This window comes from Microvirga ossetica (assembly GCF_002741015.1).
Classification (GTDB): domain Bacteria; phylum Pseudomonadota; class Alphaproteobacteria; order Rhizobiales; family Beijerinckiaceae; genus Microvirga; species Microvirga ossetica.
In genome coordinates this window covers 4515985-4531818 of the sequence record NZ_CP016616.1, presented here as the reverse complement: position 1 = coordinate 4531818, position 15834 = coordinate 4515985, and the positions used below count along the sequence as shown (strand labels likewise).

At 63.3% G+C, this 15834-nt stretch carries 15 protein-coding genes; 5 read left to right on the top strand and 10 right to left on the bottom strand.

The window, feature by feature from the left end; all coding sequences use genetic code 11:
* Window positions 1-656 precede the first annotated feature (656 nt).
* The 3 genes from BB934_RS21670 (at window position 657) to BB934_RS21660 (ending at window position 3548) form a co-directional block, all read left to right on the top strand.
* A complete protein-coding gene (locus tag BB934_RS21670; protein ID WP_099513112.1) occupies window positions 657-1649 on the top strand; it encodes a sialic acid TRAP transporter substrate-binding protein SiaP in 993 nt (330 codons plus the stop codon).
* A gap of 118 nt (window positions 1650-1767) precedes the next feature.
* Window positions 1768-2265, top strand: coding sequence for a TRAP transporter small permease (locus BB934_RS21665; protein WP_099511480.1), 498 nt, complete (start codon window positions 1768-1770; stop codon window positions 2263-2265).
* On the top strand, window positions 2262-3548 hold the full coding sequence (locus tag BB934_RS21660; RefSeq protein WP_099511479.1) for a TRAP transporter large permease: 1287 nt from the start codon (window positions 2262-2264) through the stop codon (window positions 3546-3548). Before BB934_RS21665 ends, BB934_RS21660 begins: the two co-directional genes overlap by 4 nt.
* Before the next feature lie 81 nt (window positions 3549-3629).
* Here BB934_RS21660 and BB934_RS21655 read toward each other — a convergent pair whose 3' ends face one another.
* The 9 genes from BB934_RS21655 to BB934_RS21615 form a co-directional block, all read right to left on the bottom strand.
* Complete coding sequence (locus BB934_RS21655; protein ID WP_099511478.1) at window positions 3630-4640, bottom strand: Gfo/Idh/MocA family protein; 1011 nt, start codon at window positions 4638-4640, stop codon at window positions 3630-3632.
* On the bottom strand, window positions 4637-5527 hold the full coding sequence (locus tag BB934_RS21650; protein WP_099511477.1) for a sugar phosphate isomerase/epimerase family protein: 891 nt from the start codon (window positions 5525-5527) through the stop codon (window positions 4637-4639). The genes BB934_RS21655 and BB934_RS21650 overlap by 4 nt, the downstream gene beginning before the upstream one ends.
* Complete coding sequence (locus BB934_RS21645; protein WP_099511476.1) at window positions 5524-6360, bottom strand: carbohydrate ABC transporter permease; 837 nt, start codon at window positions 6358-6360, stop codon at window positions 5524-5526. The genes BB934_RS21650 and BB934_RS21645 overlap by 4 nt, the downstream gene beginning before the upstream one ends.
* On the bottom strand, window positions 6357-7250 hold the full coding sequence (locus tag BB934_RS21640) for a carbohydrate ABC transporter permease (RefSeq protein ID WP_099511475.1): 894 nt from the start codon (window positions 7248-7250) through the stop codon (window positions 6357-6359). The genes BB934_RS21645 and BB934_RS21640 overlap by 4 nt, the downstream gene beginning before the upstream one ends.
* Before the next feature lie 72 nt (window positions 7251-7322).
* A complete protein-coding gene (locus BB934_RS21635; RefSeq protein WP_099511474.1) occupies window positions 7323-8543 on the bottom strand; it encodes an ABC transporter substrate-binding protein in 1221 nt (406 codons plus the stop codon).
* Entirely contained in the window at window positions 8522-9466 is a 945-nt protein-coding gene (locus BB934_RS21630) for an alpha/beta hydrolase (protein WP_157934257.1), read from the bottom strand. The genes BB934_RS21635 and BB934_RS21630 overlap by 22 nt, the downstream gene beginning before the upstream one ends.
* Window positions 9467-9498: 32 nt before the next feature.
* Window positions 9499-10134 carry a GntR family transcriptional regulator gene (locus BB934_RS21625; protein WP_099511472.1) on the bottom strand — a complete coding sequence of 212 codons (636 nt, stop codon included), beginning with the start codon at window positions 10132-10134 and terminating at the stop codon, window positions 9499-9501.
* A 163-nt stretch (window positions 10135-10297) separates the two neighbouring features.
* A complete protein-coding gene (locus tag BB934_RS21620; protein WP_099511471.1) occupies window positions 10298-11005 on the bottom strand; it encodes a class I SAM-dependent methyltransferase in 708 nt (235 codons plus the stop codon).
* Between the two features lie 112 nt (window positions 11006-11117).
* Complete coding sequence (locus BB934_RS21615; RefSeq protein WP_099511470.1) at window positions 11118-11975, bottom strand: LysR family transcriptional regulator; 858 nt, start codon at window positions 11973-11975, stop codon at window positions 11118-11120.
* A gap of 311 nt (window positions 11976-12286) precedes the next feature.
* Between BB934_RS21615 and BB934_RS21610 the strand changes: the two genes are divergently transcribed.
* Both BB934_RS21610 and BB934_RS21605 read left to right on the top strand, forming a co-directional pair.
* Window positions 12287-13609 (top strand): amidohydrolase family protein, encoded by a 1323-nt coding sequence (locus tag BB934_RS21610; protein WP_237050043.1) that lies wholly within the window; start codon window positions 12287-12289, stop codon window positions 13607-13609.
* A gap of 46 nt (window positions 13610-13655) precedes the next feature.
* Window positions 13656-14330 carry an ankyrin repeat domain-containing protein gene (locus tag BB934_RS21605; protein WP_099511468.1) on the top strand — a complete coding sequence of 225 codons (675 nt, stop codon included), beginning with the start codon at window positions 13656-13658 and terminating at the stop codon, window positions 14328-14330.
* 129 nt (window positions 14331-14459) lie between these two features.
* On the opposite strand, the gene BB934_RS21600 is transcribed toward BB934_RS21605, so the two are convergent.
* The gene (locus tag BB934_RS21600; protein ID WP_099511467.1) at window positions 14460-15797 is read right to left on the bottom strand and encodes a peptidoglycan-binding protein; all 1338 of its coding nucleotides are present in this window, start codon (window positions 15795-15797) and stop codon (window positions 14460-14462) included.
* Window positions 15798-15834 lie beyond the last annotated feature (37 nt).

Genomic DNA, 15834 nt, shown 5'->3' with positions numbered 1-15834 from the left:
CGGCAAGTAAAGCCCTCCCGTTTGCAGCCGGGGGCGTTCCAATGTTTGGCTGAAGGCCAACTATGCTGGCAACCTTAGGCTGCATTCTATGGCCAAGTGCTAAGATACCTTGAGAAGACAATATACCAATGTCGGTGGTTTCAGGTCCCCGCAACCAAATCCATGACACTGCAAGCCCTTGTGTGCACAAGCCACGGGGGCTTGTTGCGTTTGGAGCTGATGTGGCTCCGCAAGTTGCGATCAAATCTGCCCATCCGGAGAGAGTGGCGACTCCTGTCTCGCCCCACCTCCGGAAAACACGAGACCGCTTCGACACCGTCCGCGACCGGATAGCGTGATGGCACGACCCGCTCTCGAGGGCCCTCGGCCGGCGGCCTGAAAACACTCGAGCTTGACGGCGCGCCTAGCTTGCCGATCCTCCAACCTCAAGCTAACATGTCAGTGATCAGACAGGGAGTATCTGCCATCTCCTCTCCGATAGTTCGGCTCTCCTGACATTTGCGACGCCGATGCAACAGGACGATGGCCGTCGAGAAGATGAGCAGGCCCATCGCTAGCGCCCGCAGCCGGGCGATGACACCGACGCTGCGCCGGGAATTGCCGGCGTGGTCCACATGAAGGAGCCGAAGAATCGGCCGCACTGGGAGGAAGTCAAGATGAGCACACTGACGAAACGCGCCTTCGTTCTGGGATCTGCCGTCGCTGGCGCTGTTGTATCGATGCCCAGCGTTTTGCGTGCACAGGCGACGGTATTGCGCTGGGGCGAGATGCTGCCGACCACGCACCCGCAGGTGCAGATGGTCGAACGCATTGCCAAGCAGGTGAAGGAGAAGACCTCCGGCCGCGTCGACATCCAGTCCTTTCCGGCCGGCCAGCTCGGTTCGGGCAAGGACATGATGGAGTCGGTCGCCTCCGGTGCGCTGACCATGACAACGGATGGCGCGGCGGCGCTCAGCTCCTTCCTGCCGCAGCTTTCGGTGGTTGAGGCACCCTATCTGTGGCGCGACTCCGCCCACATGACGAAGGTCGCCAAGGCGCCGGTCTTCGCGCAGATGAACGCGGAGCTCGAGAAGAAGCGCGGCATGCGTATGGCCGCCGTCACCTATTACGGCAAGCGCCACCTCACCACCGGCACCAAGGTGGTGAAGAGCGCCGCCGACGTCGCCGGCCTCAAGCTGCGCGTGCCTCCGGTCGACACGTTCCGCGCCATGGTCGAGGCCTGGGGAGCCAAGGCGACGCCGGTGAACTTCAACGAGCTCTACCTGGCGCTGAGCCAAGGCGCCGTCGACGGGCAGGAGAACCCGCTGCCGACCATTCACAGCGCCAAGCTGCAGGAGGTGCAGAAGCACCTGATCCTGACCGGCCACATCATCACTCCCCGCCTGATCATCGTGAACACCGACTTCTGGAAAAGCCTCAATGATGCCGATCGCACCATCGTCGAGGCGGCGATCGCCGACGGCGTTGTCTGGCAGGATCAGGAGCTGGCGAACCAGGAGGCGAGCCTTGTCGCGACGCTGAAGGCCGCCGGCATGAGCGTCACCGAGCCTGACATGGACTCCTTCCGCAAGCCCGTGCTCGACAGCGTGCCGAAGCAATTCGAAAGCAAGTGGGGCAAGGGCACTTGGGACGCGCTGGCGTCGCTGTAAGGTGAACGACCCTCTCCGCGCCGACCATCGCTCGGGTCAAGCCGCTTAAGTAGCGGCTTGGCTCCGCCTCGGCCGGAATGACGAGCAAGCGTCGCCGTCGCCAAAGGATCCGTGATCGATGAGCTCCTTCCTCTCCATCGCCGACAGGCTGCTGCGCTGGAGCGCCGTCGTGCTGCTGCTGACGCTGCTCGCGAGCGTTCTCATCGGTGTGATCTCACGTCAACTCAACACGCCGGTCGCCTGGAGCGACGAGCTCGCGCAGTACCTCCTCGTCTGGACGGCGTTCGTCGGCTGGATCATCGCAAGCAGGCGGCGTGCGCATATTCGCATCACCGTCTTCGCCGACAAGCTGCCCGCCCCTCTCGGTCTTGCGCTCGAATTGCTGACGCAGGGCTTGGTCGTGCTCTTCGCCGTCGTCCTGTTGCGCTATTCCTTCGGCCTGATCGACCGGACCTGGGATGTCGAATCGATCGCGCTGCCGATCACGGCTGCGGCACTCTATATCGTCATGCCGCTGGCGGCCCTCGCGCTGATCCTGCAGGCTCTCGGCGATGCCGCGATGGCTCTGGCCGGCAGGCGCGTCGCCGCTCCGGAACCGGGAGCCCAGCCCCTATGAGCACGCTGATGCTGCAGATCCTGCCGGTCTGGTTCGCTGCGCTGCTGCTCGGCGTGCCGCTCTTCGTCTCGATGGGACTGGCGGCGGTCGCCTTCGCCTATTTCGGGGCCTTCCCCCTTGGCATCGTTCCGCAGAAGATCGCGCAATCGGCCTATTCCTTCCCGCTGCTCGCGGCGCCGCTGTTCATCCTGATGGGCAACATCATGAACTCGGCCGGCATCACCGACCGCATCTTCACCTTCGCCACCGCCTGCGTAGGCTTCCTGCGCGGCGGGTTATGCCATGCCAACATCCTCGCCAGCGTGATCTTCGCCGGCATGTCCGGATCCGCGGTGGCGGACGCCGGCGGCGTCGGCACGCTCGAGATCAAGGCGATGCGGGACGAGGGCTACAAGCCCGAGACGGCTGCCGCCATCACCGCCGCCTCGGCGACGATCGGCCCGATCATCCCGCCCTCCCTTCCGATGGTGATCTACGGCGTCTCGGCTGATGTCTCGATCGGCGGACTTTTTCTCGCCGGCGTGATTCCAGGTTTCATGATGGCCGGCGCGCTGATGGCGATGGTGGTCTATGTCTCAAAGAAAAACGACCTGCCGCGCCATCCCTTCCCCGGATTCGCGCAGCTCTGGGTGGCTTACAAGGAAGCGCACTGGGCGCTCATGACCCCGGTTATCCTGTTCGGCGGCATGATGGGCGGAATCTTCACACCGACCGAGGCAGCCGCCGTCGCGACCGCCTATGCGCTGGTACTGGGCCTGTTCGTCTACCGCAGCTTCTCGCTTAACGATTTACCCGAACTCGTCGTGCAGACGGTGGAAACCACCGGCGTGGTTCTGGCGCTGGTGATGACGGCCGCCGCGCTCGGCTGGTGTCTTTCGATCTCACGCATCCCGCAGCTCGTCGGCCCCTGGCTCGTCGACCTCGCCGGGTCGCCGCTGATCTACCTCCTGATCGTCAACCTGCTGCTGCTCTTCGTCGGCTGTTTCATGGAGGCGCTGGCGGCGATGCTGATCCTGATCCCGATCCTGACGCCGGCCGCGGCGCAGTTCGGTATCGATCCGATCCAGTTCGGGCTGATCTTCGTGCTCAACCTGATGATCGGCACGATCACGCCGCCGGTGGGAGTCGTGCTCTTCGTCACCTCGAAAATCGCGAACATCAGCTTCGAAGCGATGTCACGGGCCATCCTCCCTTGGCTGCTGCCGCTGCTCGCGGTGCTGGTCGCGATCACGCTCTGGCCGCCGCTGACCACCTGGTTGCCGAACCTCGTGCTCGGCCGCTAGCGCATCGTGCGGAAAAGTGGATCCGGTTTTCCGCCCCGAACGATGCGCCAGGCAAGAGAAGAAGCATCGCCGGAAAATGCTCTAGCGCACTTCAGCGGCTGTCCCGCCGATGGCCTGCTCGAGCAATTGTATGGCTCGCGCCCCATCGGCGATCGTCGGGACTTCCATCGGCTCGCGGATAGCACGGACGAACTCGCCCAGCAGAGCATGATAGCCCTTGTGATCCTCGTTCGCCGCTGCGGTCATGTTCGGCTCCCAGACCAAGGTATCGACGCCATCCGCAAGCGTCGCGTCGCGATCGGAGACCTTGAAGGGGGGAGCGCGGTAGTAGCGGACCTCATGAACGTTCCTGACCTCGACCCGGCGATGATCGCCCATGACCTGCCACCATTCCATGGGTGTGCCGCGGGACTGATGCGTGCCGACGACGAGGGTTCCGATGGCGCCGCCGACGAAACGGAAGTCGACGTGGAGGAGGAGCTTGCCGGGTGCGAGCTCATGCCGTCGGGCGCTCACCGATTCGACGTCGCCCATCAGATAAGGAACGAGATCGAAATAGTGCACGCAATGGTGCAGATAAAAGCCGGTATAATCGGGGTCCTTGGCGAAATAGGTAGGCGCCGTCATGTACTGCCCGAGGAAGCTGGCCCGTTCGCCGAACTCGGGAGACGAGAGGATGTTCGACGCGATCCGGTTTGACGTCGAATAGCGCTTCATGAAGCCGACCACCACCGGCACGCCCTGGCGCTTCGACGCTTCGGCGAGTTGATGAGCCTGAAGCGCAGTCGGAGCGGGCGGCTTTTCCATGAAGACCGGAAGGCGCCGCTCTATGGCGGCCGTTCCAATCTCGAAATGTCCCTGCGGGCCTATCGCCAATCCGAGGGCGTCAATGTCATTCCGGTTCAGGACCTCGCGCCAGTCGCAGGTCGTCCTCTCGGGAGGAACGCCGAAGCGCACCGCCGTCCGGGCGAGCCGATCCGCATCCGTGTCGCAGAGGGCGGCTAAGGTCACATCATGCCGCATGAGCTGCGGCAGCAGCATCTCGTTGGCGTGGGTCCCGCACCCGATCCAGGCCATTCTCACCGATGTCATCCGATCCTCCCTGCGAAAGCGAGGGCAGCCTTGAGGTAGGCAATGCTCGCCGCCAGTTCCGGATCCTCATCACGCGTGGGAGGCCGCCACTGGGCCAAGGTGACCCCTGCCCTCTCATCGTCGCGGCGAAAGGGTTCCAGAACGATGGGGCCTTCATAGGCGATGTCGTGAAGCGCCCGGGCGATGCCGGGCCAGTCGATATGCCCGGACCCGACGAACCCGCGGTTGTTCTCGTTGGCCTGGAAGTGAACGAGCCGCCGGCCGGTCTTGCGGATCGCGCCGGGGAGGTCGAACTCCTCCATGTTCATGTGAAAGGTGTCTAGCATCACGCCGAGCCCCGGCGAACCGACGCGGTCGACGATCTCGATCGCGTGGCCGGCAGTGTTGGCGATGTCCGTCTCGAACCGGTTCAGCGCTTCGAGACCGAGGACGACGCCTGAATCCACGGCCCTCGCGGCAGCCTTCTCCAGACCGGAGACCACGGCGTCGATCCGGCGTCGGCGCTCATCGGAGTCCACCGGAGACGGCGCGCGGCCTGCGAAGACGAGAGGCGCACCGTAGAGCGGACCTCCGACGATGCGGGCTCCAAGTTTGGATGCGATGTCGACGCAGCTCTCCAGATAGGCGATGCCCGCCCGGTGAGCCTCGGGGCTCTCGCTGGCAAGATCCCGGGTCAGGTTCACGCGGGCGGCAAGAACGATGGCGAGACCCGCTTCGTCGGCGGCGCGCCGGGTCTCCGCGAGGTCCAGTTCGCCAGGCTCCGGCACGAGCAGCTCCACCACGTCCGCGCCCGCAGCCTTCATGCGGGCAAATGTTGCAAAGTGCTCGCGCGTGAAGGGGCGCGCGTAGAACATGGAGATGACCCCGATCGGATTCTTGATTGTCATGATTTCACCGCACCGGCCGTGAGACCGCTCACGAGCCTTCGTTGCACAAGGAGGAAGAGGATGGTCACGGGGAGCGCGATCAGAGTTCCGCCCGCCGTCAGCAGGCCCCACTGGATGGTGAACTCGCCGATGAACAGCTGCAGCGCGACCGTGACGGTGCGCACGGCCTGTCCGGACAGCATCATGGCGAACAGATACTCGTTCCACGAGGTGATGAAAATATAGATGCCCGCCGTGACCACGCCCGGCATGACGAGGGGCAGCACGATCAGGCGGATCGCCTGCTGGCGTGACGCCCCGTCGATCATCGCCGCTTCGTCGAGGTCCCGCGGGATCGCGTTGAAATAGCTCGTCAGCATCCAGATCGCGAAGGGAATCGCGAAGGTGGAATGGCCGAGGATCACACCCAGGAACGTGTCGAGGAGGCCCAGGTTCTTCATCAGGATGAAGAGTGGGATGATCAGCAGGACGACCGGGAACATGTTGATGACAAGGAAGCCGGTCATCAACACGCGCCGTGCGCGAAATCGGAAGCGCGAGAACGCATAGGCCGCCGGGATGGACACGCCAAGCCCGAGGGCTGCGGCGCCGGTCGCGATGACGAAGCTGTTGAGGAGGTTTCCGGCGAAGGTCGTTCGGCCGATGAGTTCACGATAATGATCGAGGGTAGCGTTCTCCGGGAGATAGCGGACCGGCCAGAGCGAAAGCTCCGCCTGGGGCTTGATGGATGTCAGAACCATCCAGGCATAAGGTGCGAGAGCGAAGGCCAGGATGGCGAGCACTGGAAGCTCGACCTCCAGGAACCGTCGCGTGGCGGATCGACGGTCCGTCATCGGTCGAGTTCCCGCGAGGCGCGCCGGACGTAGAGCCAGACGACGGTGAGCAGGAGGAGCGTGAGAATCAGCGCGAGCGCGGCGGCGTAGCCGAACTCCATGCTGCTATAGGCGCGCACGAAGGCGTAGAGCGGGAGGGTATGCGTGGCATAGCCCGGACCGCCGCCCGTCATGACCAGAATGACGTCGAGGGAGTTCGCCACCCAGATGGTCCGCAGCAGCAGCGCTGTCGCGATCACGTCGGCAATGCTCGGGAGCGTGATGTGCCGCAGCATCTGGCTCCGATTGGCGCCGTCGATCTCGGCGGCTTCGTAGAGTTCCGCGGGAATTGTCTGCAGCCCTGCCAGAATCGTGATGGCGAAGAACGGAAAGCCCTGCCAGACCAGGGCCGCCATGATGGCCGCGAGCGCGAGGTCGGGACGCGCGAGCCACGCGACCGGTGCGTCGATGATTCCGATGCGGACGAGAATATCGTTCAGGACGCCGACATTGAAGTCGTACATCCATGTCCACATCAATCCGATGATGACGCTGGGCAGGGCCCAGGGCACGACGACCAGAGCCCGTGCGGCGCCGCGCCACCAGAAGCTCTGGTTGAGCAGGAGAGCGGTGACGAGGCCCAAGAAAAACTGCAGGCCGACCACCCCGACGATCCAGATGGCCGAGTGCCAGAGGGAGATCCAGAAGACTTCATCCTGCAGGATGGCCTTGAAATTCCCGAGACCGACGAAGGTGGCGGCATCGGGTTCGTAGAGCAGGTAATCCTGCAGGCTGAGCCAGATCGTCTGGGCCGCCGGCACGACGACGACCGCAGCCGTGATCGCCAGCGCGGGTGCCAGAAACCAGGCCGGTGTCCACCGGGAGAATCGATGATGGGCTGCCGTGGTCAAGAATGCCTTCCGGATTGGGGCGGTGGCGTGCCACCGCCCGATTGCGACCGCATCTGGGGATCCCGATGACGTTCAGCCGTTGAAGTGCTGTTCGATGGCCTTCATCATGTCGTCGGGCGAAATTTCCCCATTCAAGGCTCTCTGCATGTTGGTGGGCCAGACGCGGGCGATGAAGTCCGGCGTCTTGGGATGATCCGGCAGCGACCGGGCAATCGGCAGCGAGGCAGAACTCGCATCGACGAAGCGCTTGGGATGCCCCGTCCACTGCGCGGCGCCCGAGGTGGTGATGGGCAATTGTCCCGTGAGCTTGTTCAGCTCGTTATTGTTCTCCGCCGTGGATAGGAAGGAGATCCAGCGGAAGGTCGCCTCCTTGGCCTTGCTGGCGGCAAAGACTGCATTCGATTCATCCCCGAAATAGGTCCAGCCCTGTCCGTCCGCGGCGCGGGGAACCGGAACGGCTGAGACCTTGTCGCCGAGAGCTCCGACGACCTCGTTGGCGGACCCCACATGGTGCATGATCATCGCCGTCCGGCCCGCCTTGAAGGCATCGACGATCTGGCGGAAGCTGTCAGTGGGGGCGGAAGCCGGCGTCACCTTCGCGTCCCGCGCCAAGCCGACATACCACCGGTTGGCCGCGAGCGCCTTCTCGCCGATCATGCCGCCCTTCTCGAAGCTCGCTCCGCCGCCGAGGACGAACGGGCCCCAATTGTCGAAGCCGCCGGCTCCGCCGCGCATGCCGAAACCAGCCATGTCGCCCTTCGTCAGCGCCTTGGCGGCGGCGAGAAACTCATCGAAGGTCTTCGGCGGTTGGAGATTGGCTTGCTGGAAGAGGTCCTGGCGGTAATAGAGGTAGATCACGACGTATTGCAGAGGCAGGTAATACTGCTTGCCGTCGGCGCCTTTGTTGATCTTCCACACATTGTCCGAAATGTCGCTGCGACCGGCCCATCCGCCGATCATCGCATCGAGCGGCTCGAGAGCCTTCATGGCCGCGAGGCGCGCGGCCCAGGACAGGCGCACCATGGCGGCGTCAGGCCCGTTGCCTGCCACGAGAGCGGCGAACAGGCGGGTCTGGTAGTCGTTTCCGCCGCCCCACGGAATCGCCTCGGCCTGGATCTTGATGCCGGGATTCTCCTGCTCGAACTTCGCCACCAGGGCTGCGGGCGAGTTCTGCGGATTATCGAAATGGTACCACCAGCGCACGGCGGTCGGCGTCTGTGCGATGGCTGGCCGTGCCAGCGGTGCCGCCAGAGCGGCGGCAGCGGAAAGCATCAGGAATTCGCGGCGCTCCATGATTGTGTTCCTCCCAGGTTTTTTTCATTGCATTGCGAGACGATGAAGTCGGCTCCCGCCCGGATCATTGTACGGGCGGCATCGAGTTCCCGGGTCATGCGCAGACAGCCGTGGACCACGCCGGGAACGTGATCGCAGCGGAAGGAAACGCCGGAGGCGGCAAGCTTTTGGGCAAGCTGAAGCGTATCGTCGCGGAGCGGATCGAGGCCGGCCGCCGACAGGTAGAGCGGCGGCAATCCGCTCAAATCGGACCTCACCGGCGCAGCGAGAGAGGTTGTGTCGGCGCCTTCTCGGCCGAGGAAATTGGTCCAGTACCAGCGCATGTTCACGCTGGTGAGCAGATAGGCGCCGTCCCCGAATTCCGCATGGCTCGCCGTCGTGAAATCCGGCGCATAGCAGCCATAGAAGAGAGCGGCGGATGCCAGTTGCGGGAGCCTCCGATCGCGGCGCGCCAGCAGCGCCGCGAGAGCGAGGTTCGCCCCTGCGGAATCGCCTGCGATCGCCATATCGTGCGCGGAAATCTGGGTGCCGAGGCCTCCGGTCTCGACGAACGCGATGGCCGTCAGGACGTCGTCGAGGGGCGCCGGAAAAGGATGCTCCGGCGCCAGGCGATAGTCGATCCCGAGCACGGGACGCTGCGCAGCCTCAGCGAGATTTCGCATCGTGCCATCATGGGTATCGATGGATCCGAAGGTCCAGCCGCCGCCATGGATATAGAGGATCGGCGACACGATGGGCCCTTCCACGGGGAGGTAGAGGCGCGCTCTCATCTCATGCCCGTCCGCATCGACGGTCAGGTTCCGCATCCTCATCTCAGGTGCGCCGTCACTCCAGGGAATAGTGGCCGCGTCCGACTGCCGACGTGCTTCCGCGATGGGCATCGTCTTGAAGTCGGTCTGCGGGCCCACCCGAAGCCGATTCAAAATGGCCTCCATTTGCGGTTCCACGAATGGGGTCATGAATCCTCCGTGACGATCGTATCGATATGCACGCCGATGGCATGGGCCAGTCCCTTCGCGTCCCCCGCTTCGAGGCGTTCAAGGAGCACGTTGTGCCTGCGGGCCGTCTCGAGAAGCGGTCTTTTGTGACTCGGTGCCCAAAGCTTCGACCGATGGGTGTGGATCGTGCAACGGGTGAGGATCTGCTCGAGCGCCTCGAGACCGGAGAGTTTGAACAGGGTCACGTGAAAGGCCATGTCGAACTCGATCAGCGCGAAGGCGTCGTCCTGATGGGCCGCCTCCTCCATCTGGGAGATGAGGCGGCGAAGCTCCGCAAGCACCTCGTCCGTGACGTGCCGGGTCGATTTCAGCGCCCCACGCACCTCGATGCGGCGTCGGATCGCGAGAGTTTCCTCGGCTTCCTCTTGGTCGAGGCGCGTGACCGTGGTGCCCCGGTGGCCGGCCCTCGTCACAAGGCCGTCCTCTTGGAGCCGAAGGAGAGCCTCCCGGATCGTTCCTTGGCTGCAGCCGATCTCGCGAGCCAACCCGAGCTCGGTCAGAGAACTGCCCGGCTTCAGTTCATTCATCATGATGCGACGCTTGACGGTCTCATAGACGAGTTCGCGCGGTCGCTTGATCGGAACGATATTCATAGCGCACCTGATCGATTATCAATATCGATAATGAGCTTTGTTTTCGTGGTCAATTGCTTTGTGAATCCCAGTGGTCGCTTCCAGGAGTCGAGGTAAGAGGCGAGGAAGGCCCTATCCGGCACCAGATGCCGACCCCGACTTCCAGCGCTTGAGAAGCTGTCGTTCAAGCCATGGCATACATCCTGAAGAGGTCGGCGGGAGCGACGAAGAGTTCGCGCACGTCGCGGAAGCCCGCTGCCTCGGCCAGACGATGCCAGTCGGAGCAGGTTTCGGGATAATCCGCGGCCCGAACGTGGTCTCGCATCATGGTCCAGTCCGCGTCGCTGTAGGCCGTCCAAGCGGGACGCTGGAGGTCCCACCGGGCCAGCCACTGGTCGCGACTCTCTCCGTCGCGTCTCGTGTTCTCGTAGAACATAAGTAGCCCGCCGGGCACCAGGATGCGTCGCACGTCCCTCAGCACGGCCCTCTTGGCCAGCTGGCGGCTGTGGTGGAGCGACAGCCCGATCCAGACCACGTCGGCCGGTGCGGTGCGATGGTGAAGGGCATTCGCATAATCACCGACTTCGAGGCTCACCCTACAGGGCAGGTTCCCGAGATTGATCTGCGCCTCCACGAGTGCCTCCGGAGCCAGATCGATACCGTGGTAAAAGGCAACGCGCGTTCCCCTCAGCGCCACCGCAACACAGGCGGCATCGCCGCAACCTACGTCGAGGAATCGGAATGGGCCCTCAAGCTCGGCGAGAGTGTCGTGCAGGTGAGCGTAGACCTCCCGGTGGCAGAGAAAGTTCTCCTCCACCATGATGTGGTAGACGCGCCAATGCTGCTGGAAGAGGGAGATGGTGGTGCCGTCAGGGATCGAAGAGGACGTCATAGGGAGACCTCGCTCTGAAAAGAGGCAGCCCACAGCCTGCCGCCAATGTGCCACGGATTGCCTCGTTCGTCATTGCCGGACTGTGCAGGCTCCAATAGAGCAGCGAAAACGCTCAGGACGGTCCAGGACGGCTGCTGCGTTCGGAAAGGGCTGCACCGATCTGTTCGACCAGTTCCGCGATGAGCCCGGTATTCTCCCAGGCATAGATAGACACCATGATCGCGGCTTCGTCGCTGAATGGCGCGTAAGGCCTGACGTGGCGCCCGAGCGCAGCAGCGTTAGGAAGAAGCGTTATGCCGAGCCCACCCTCGACGGCGACGAGCACATTGTTGAAGCTGCTGCCTGAGAAGGCGATGTACCAGCGGCGGCGCTCACGCTCGATGCGTTCGAACATGGTTTCGCGGTAGAGGCCACCGGGAGGAAAGGTCACAAGTGGGACAGGGTCCGGCCAAGCGTTCAACGCATCCTTGCTCTCGAACCAGCCTATGGACTCGGGGAAGCTTGCCCGGCAGTCGTTGCTGGGCGCGGGCTCTTTGACGACGACGATGTCGAACTCGCCGCCGCGGTAGCGCCGGGTCAGGTCGCGGCTCAGCCCGGCGCTCACGTCCAGACGGATCTCCTGGTGGCGTTTGGAGAATTCGCCGAAGAGCCGCGCCATGGAGCGGCTGAAGATATCTTCTGGCAGCCCGATATGAATGGGCGCCGTTCCGGCCGGATTGCCGAGTGCGGCCGTCGCCTCCTGCTGAAGGGTCACGATGCGGCGCGCATATCCCAGAAGGCGCTCTCCTGCGGCGGAGGGTCGAATAGGACGCGTGTCCCGATCCACCAAGGTCTGCCCGACTGCATCTTCGAGCCGGGCGAGCTGCTGGCTCAAGGTCGATTGCGTCATATGCAGACGCTCGGCCGCCTTGGTGAAGCCTCCCGCTTCGACGATTGCAATGAAAGCTCGCAGAAGGCGTGGGTCGAGCATCTGGCCTCTCTTTGGCGCATAACACCGCTCATTCATAAAGCCAATAATCATCATCTGAACATTTAATTTCCAGATGAAGCAAGCCGGCGCTATCCTTCACATATCGCAGCAAGGAATTTTGTCAGCCAGAGCGGATCTCCTCGAGGAAGGAGCGACGGCTAGCAGTTCTGCAACGCTTAGCCGGACGCTAGCTCAATGCCGCCGATCACATCTCAACGACACCTGGAGAGGAGCGACCCGTGGACAGCGCAAATCAACAAAGCCGCAGAGCCTTTCTTCGCCGTTCCGGTGGGCTGGTGACAGCATCCACCGTGCTGGGCCTGAGCGGCGTGCAGGCCGGGGCCGCCGAGACTGCTGCCAAGGCAGACCGGTCCGACCGGCAGATCACGACCCTTGCCGACAGCCATTACTATCTGAGCGATGTGCGCATCGAAGAAGGCTTCGAGCGCGAGGGCGATGTGGTTGTCGGCACGCGGACGGGGATCCGCACGCTGGAGATCCAGAACGGTCGCATCAAGGCGCTGCACGGGGCGAATGCGGCGCTGGACGCAGCCCTGCCGCGCTACCGGGCGCAGGGCAAGCTGCTCCTGCCCGCGTTCCGCGACATGCATATCCACCTGGACAAGACGTTCTACGGCGGACCTTGGCAAGCGCCGCTCCCGCGCCAAGGCAAGACCATCATGGACATGATCGCGCGCGAGGAGGTTCTCCTTCCGAAGCTGCTGCCGACCTCGCAGATGCGTGCGGAGAAGCTGATTGCCCTGCTCCTCTCGCAAGGCAGCACGGTGGCGCGTAGCCATTGCAACATCGATCCGGTCAGCGGGCTGAAAAGCCTGGAGCACCTGCAGCTTGCATTGGCGAAGCATCGCGACAGCTTCGAATGCGAAATCGTCGCCTTCCCACAGCACGGCCTGCTGCATTCCAAGGTGGATGGGCTGATGCGTGAAGCCATGAGCATGGGCGTGCATTATGTCGGCGGCCTGGATCCCACCAATGTCGACGGCGCAATGGAGGCTTCGCTGGATGCGATGTTCCAGATCGCTCTCGACCACGACAAGGGCATCGACATCCATATCCACGAGACCAACCCTGCCGGCGTGGCCGCCCTCAATTATATGATCGAGACCGTCGAGAAGACGCCGGCGCTGCGCGACCGGCTGACGCTCAGCCACGCCTTCGCCATTTCCACGCTGAAGCCCGAGGACCTGGGCGAGATGGCGGAGCGCATGGCCGCGCAAGGCGTAACCGTGGTCTCGACGGTGCCGATCGGACAGAGGACGATGCCGCTGCCGCAGCTGCGCGCAAAGGGAGTCAAGATCATGACCGGCACCGACAGCGTGATCGACCATTGGTCGCCGTTCGGCACCGGCGACATGCTGGAGAAGGCCAATTTATGCGCGCAGCTCTATGGCGGCAGCGACGAGTTCCGTCTGTCGCGCGCCCTCGCGATTGCCACCGGCGATCTGCTGCCGCTGAGTGACGACGGTAAAGTGGCTTGGCCGAAGCCGGGTGATGCGGCCGAATTCGTTCTGGTCGACGCCAGTTGTTCGGCGGAGGCCGTTGCTCGGCGTTCGCCGCGGCAGGCGACGTTCCACAAAGGGCGTTTGGCTTACGGCGCCGTCGAGCGTACATGAGACGTTTCGAGCGCGGCGCTTAACACTCCTGCGCGGAGTTCCGATCATGCGAGGAAGTCTCGTCTCTCTCGTTGTTGCACTGGTCGTGACGGCTCATCCGACGATGAGTGTCGGACAGCGTGCAAGTGGGAAGGATCTGTTGAGGGCCGTCATGACCAAGGACGTCGATGCCGCGCGGATACGGGACCTTCTGTCGGAGGGAGCCGATATCGATGCGAGAGACGAGGCTGGGCGCACCGCATTGCTCATCGCGACCCACGACAACAGGATCGCGGTTGCGAGGGCATTGATCGAGGCCGGAGCCGACGTCAACGCGAAGGACCGGATCGACGACAGCCCCTATCTCTACGCCGGAGCGCACGGCCATCTCGAAATCCTGAAGATGACGCTCGCGCACGGCGCGGACGTCAAGAGCACCAACCGCTATGGCGGCACCGCCCTCATCCCGGCATCGGAGCGTGGCCATGTGGACACCGTCCGGACCTTGATCGAGGCGGGCGTCGACGTCGATCACGTCAACAATCTTGGTTGGACGGCTTTGCTCGAGGCCATCATCCTGGGCGACGGTGGCGAACGCCATCAGCGGATCGTCGGTTTTTTGGTAAAGGCAGGCGCCGACGTCAATCTGGCGGATCGGGATGGCGTGAAGCCGCTGCAGCACGCACGCAGCCGCGGCTACAGGGAGATCGAAGCGATCCTTGCCTCGGCTGGCGCCAGATGAGCCAAATCCCATGGCAAGACCATCTGGAACGTTCGCGAGACATTGGATGGCCTGCTCGAGCAGGCCATCCAATGTCATGCCTCGCGGAGACCGCAGCTTGCGCTTATCCAAGATTTCCGATCAGCCTGATCATTCCGCCTCGTTTGGCAGGAGTGTATCGAATTGCTCGGCCGTCAGGTATCCTGTGATCGCCGCGCTGCGGCTTCTCTGGTAGCCCATGATCGCTTCCCGCGTCAGCGGACCCATGATGGCATCGATCGGACCTGTGTAGAGGCCCAGTTCCCGAAGCCGTTGCTGGATCAGGCGGCGCTGCTTCTGCCCGAGCTGTGCGTCCTCTATCATCGCAACCGCTGGCGCGTGCCGCAGCCCTTCGGCCTGGGCTGCCGCAATTTGTGCCTGAGCTTCGACACGCTTGGCTTCCTGCTTCGCCTTCTCAGCATCCGCCTGAGCCCGTTCGACATCGGCTTGGGCCTTCTTGGCGTCGGCCTGCGCTTTCAGGACCTCGGCCTGTGCCCGTTCCGCCCTGAGCTGTTCATCGCGGGCGCGACTTTCCGCTTGTTCACGCGCACGACGCTCCGCTTCGAGCTTGCCCTGGATCTCGTCCGTCCTCGGGACAGCGGGTGCCGGTGGTGGCGAGATCGCGGCAACCGGTGGCGCTACGGGTGCGGGAGCGGGCTTTGCGAGGCTGATCTCGTCGACATGCCCGAACACAGCCCCCAGATTGCCGTTCGCTGCAACCTTGACCGCTTCGTTGAGCGATGGGCTTGGCTGCTGGAGCAGCTTGGTCAACGCCTCCGCAGCCTGCTCGCCCGCAGCGTCGATGCGCGAGACTGGAATGCGAGCCGAACTGGAAAATATGGTGACAGCGTTCTTCGGGGCCTCGCTGGTGAACTGAGGCCTGGCATCCAATCCCTCGATGGCGGTCTCGAAGGTCGGCGACGTCATGAAGAAGAACACTCCGCCGGTCTGCGCCCGCCCGACGATCTGCGCGATGTTGGTGGTCGAGAGCGCGCGCGAAAGCAGATCGGTCGCTCGCCCGATCTCGGTATTGGTTGTCAGGAAAAAAGTCTGACCGCCCCATGCCACGCCATGTCCGATCAAGACGACGAACGCCAGATCGGCGCCCTCCGTCTTCGCAGCGAAATCGCGCAGATTGGCTCTCGCCGTGGCATTGCTCGGGTTCGGACTGACGATCACGTCGAAGCCGCGCGCTTTGAGAGCATCTGCAATCTCGGCTCCCCGCTTCGTACCGATGCTGGATTTCGGAAGTTTCTGATAATCTTCCGCTGTTAGGACTAAAGCGACCCTTCCAGCGGCATGAGCAGAAGTAAAGCTCAGCAGCAGGGAAAGTACAAAGACGACAACAAGACTTAAACTCAATATCGGATGCGTCGGATTAAACTCTCCCAATGTGCTTTTGCGCACATAGGATCGGCCTGCAAATCCACCTGCTTGACCGAAATGCATGGCACGTCTCCAAGACTTGCACTATTATGAAATCCGG

Coding starts and splice junctions, on each gene's coding strand:
- BB934_RS21625 (WP_099511472.1), bottom strand. CDS start 10,134: ATGAATATCGTTCCGATCAAGCGACCGCGCGAACTCGTCTATGAGACC.
- BB934_RS21650 (WP_099511477.1), bottom strand. CDS start 5,527: ATGACAATCAAGAATCCGATCGGGGTCATCTCCATGTTCTACGCGCGC.
- BB934_RS21670 (WP_099513112.1), top strand. CDS start 657: ATGAGCACACTGACGAAACGCGCCTTCGTTCTGGGATCTGCCGTCGCT.
- BB934_RS21620 (WP_099511471.1), bottom strand. CDS start 11,005: ATGACGTCCTCTTCGATCCCTGACGGCACCACCATCTCCCTCTTCCAG.
- BB934_RS21665 (WP_099511480.1), top strand. CDS start 1,768: ATGAGCTCCTTCCTCTCCATCGCCGACAGGCTGCTGCGCTGGAGCGCC.
- BB934_RS21660 (WP_099511479.1), top strand. CDS start 2,262: ATGAGCACGCTGATGCTGCAGATCCTGCCGGTCTGGTTCGCTGCGCTG.
- BB934_RS21600 (WP_099511467.1), bottom strand. CDS start 15,797: ATGCATTTCGGTCAAGCAGGTGGATTTGCAGGCCGATCCTATGTGCGC.
- BB934_RS21655 (WP_099511478.1), bottom strand. CDS start 4,640: ATGACATCGGTGAGAATGGCCTGGATCGGGTGCGGGACCCACGCCAAC.
- BB934_RS21605 (WP_099511468.1), top strand. CDS start 13,656: ATGCGAGGAAGTCTCGTCTCTCTCGTTGTTGCACTGGTCGTGACGGCT.
- BB934_RS21645 (WP_099511476.1), bottom strand. CDS start 6,360: ATGACGGACCGTCGATCCGCCACGCGACGGTTCCTGGAGGTCGAGCTT.
- BB934_RS21615 (WP_099511470.1), bottom strand. CDS start 11,975: ATGCTCGACCCACGCCTTCTGCGAGCTTTCATTGCAATCGTCGAAGCG.
- BB934_RS21635 (WP_099511474.1), bottom strand. CDS start 8,543: ATGGAGCGCCGCGAATTCCTGATGCTTTCCGCTGCCGCCGCTCTGGCG.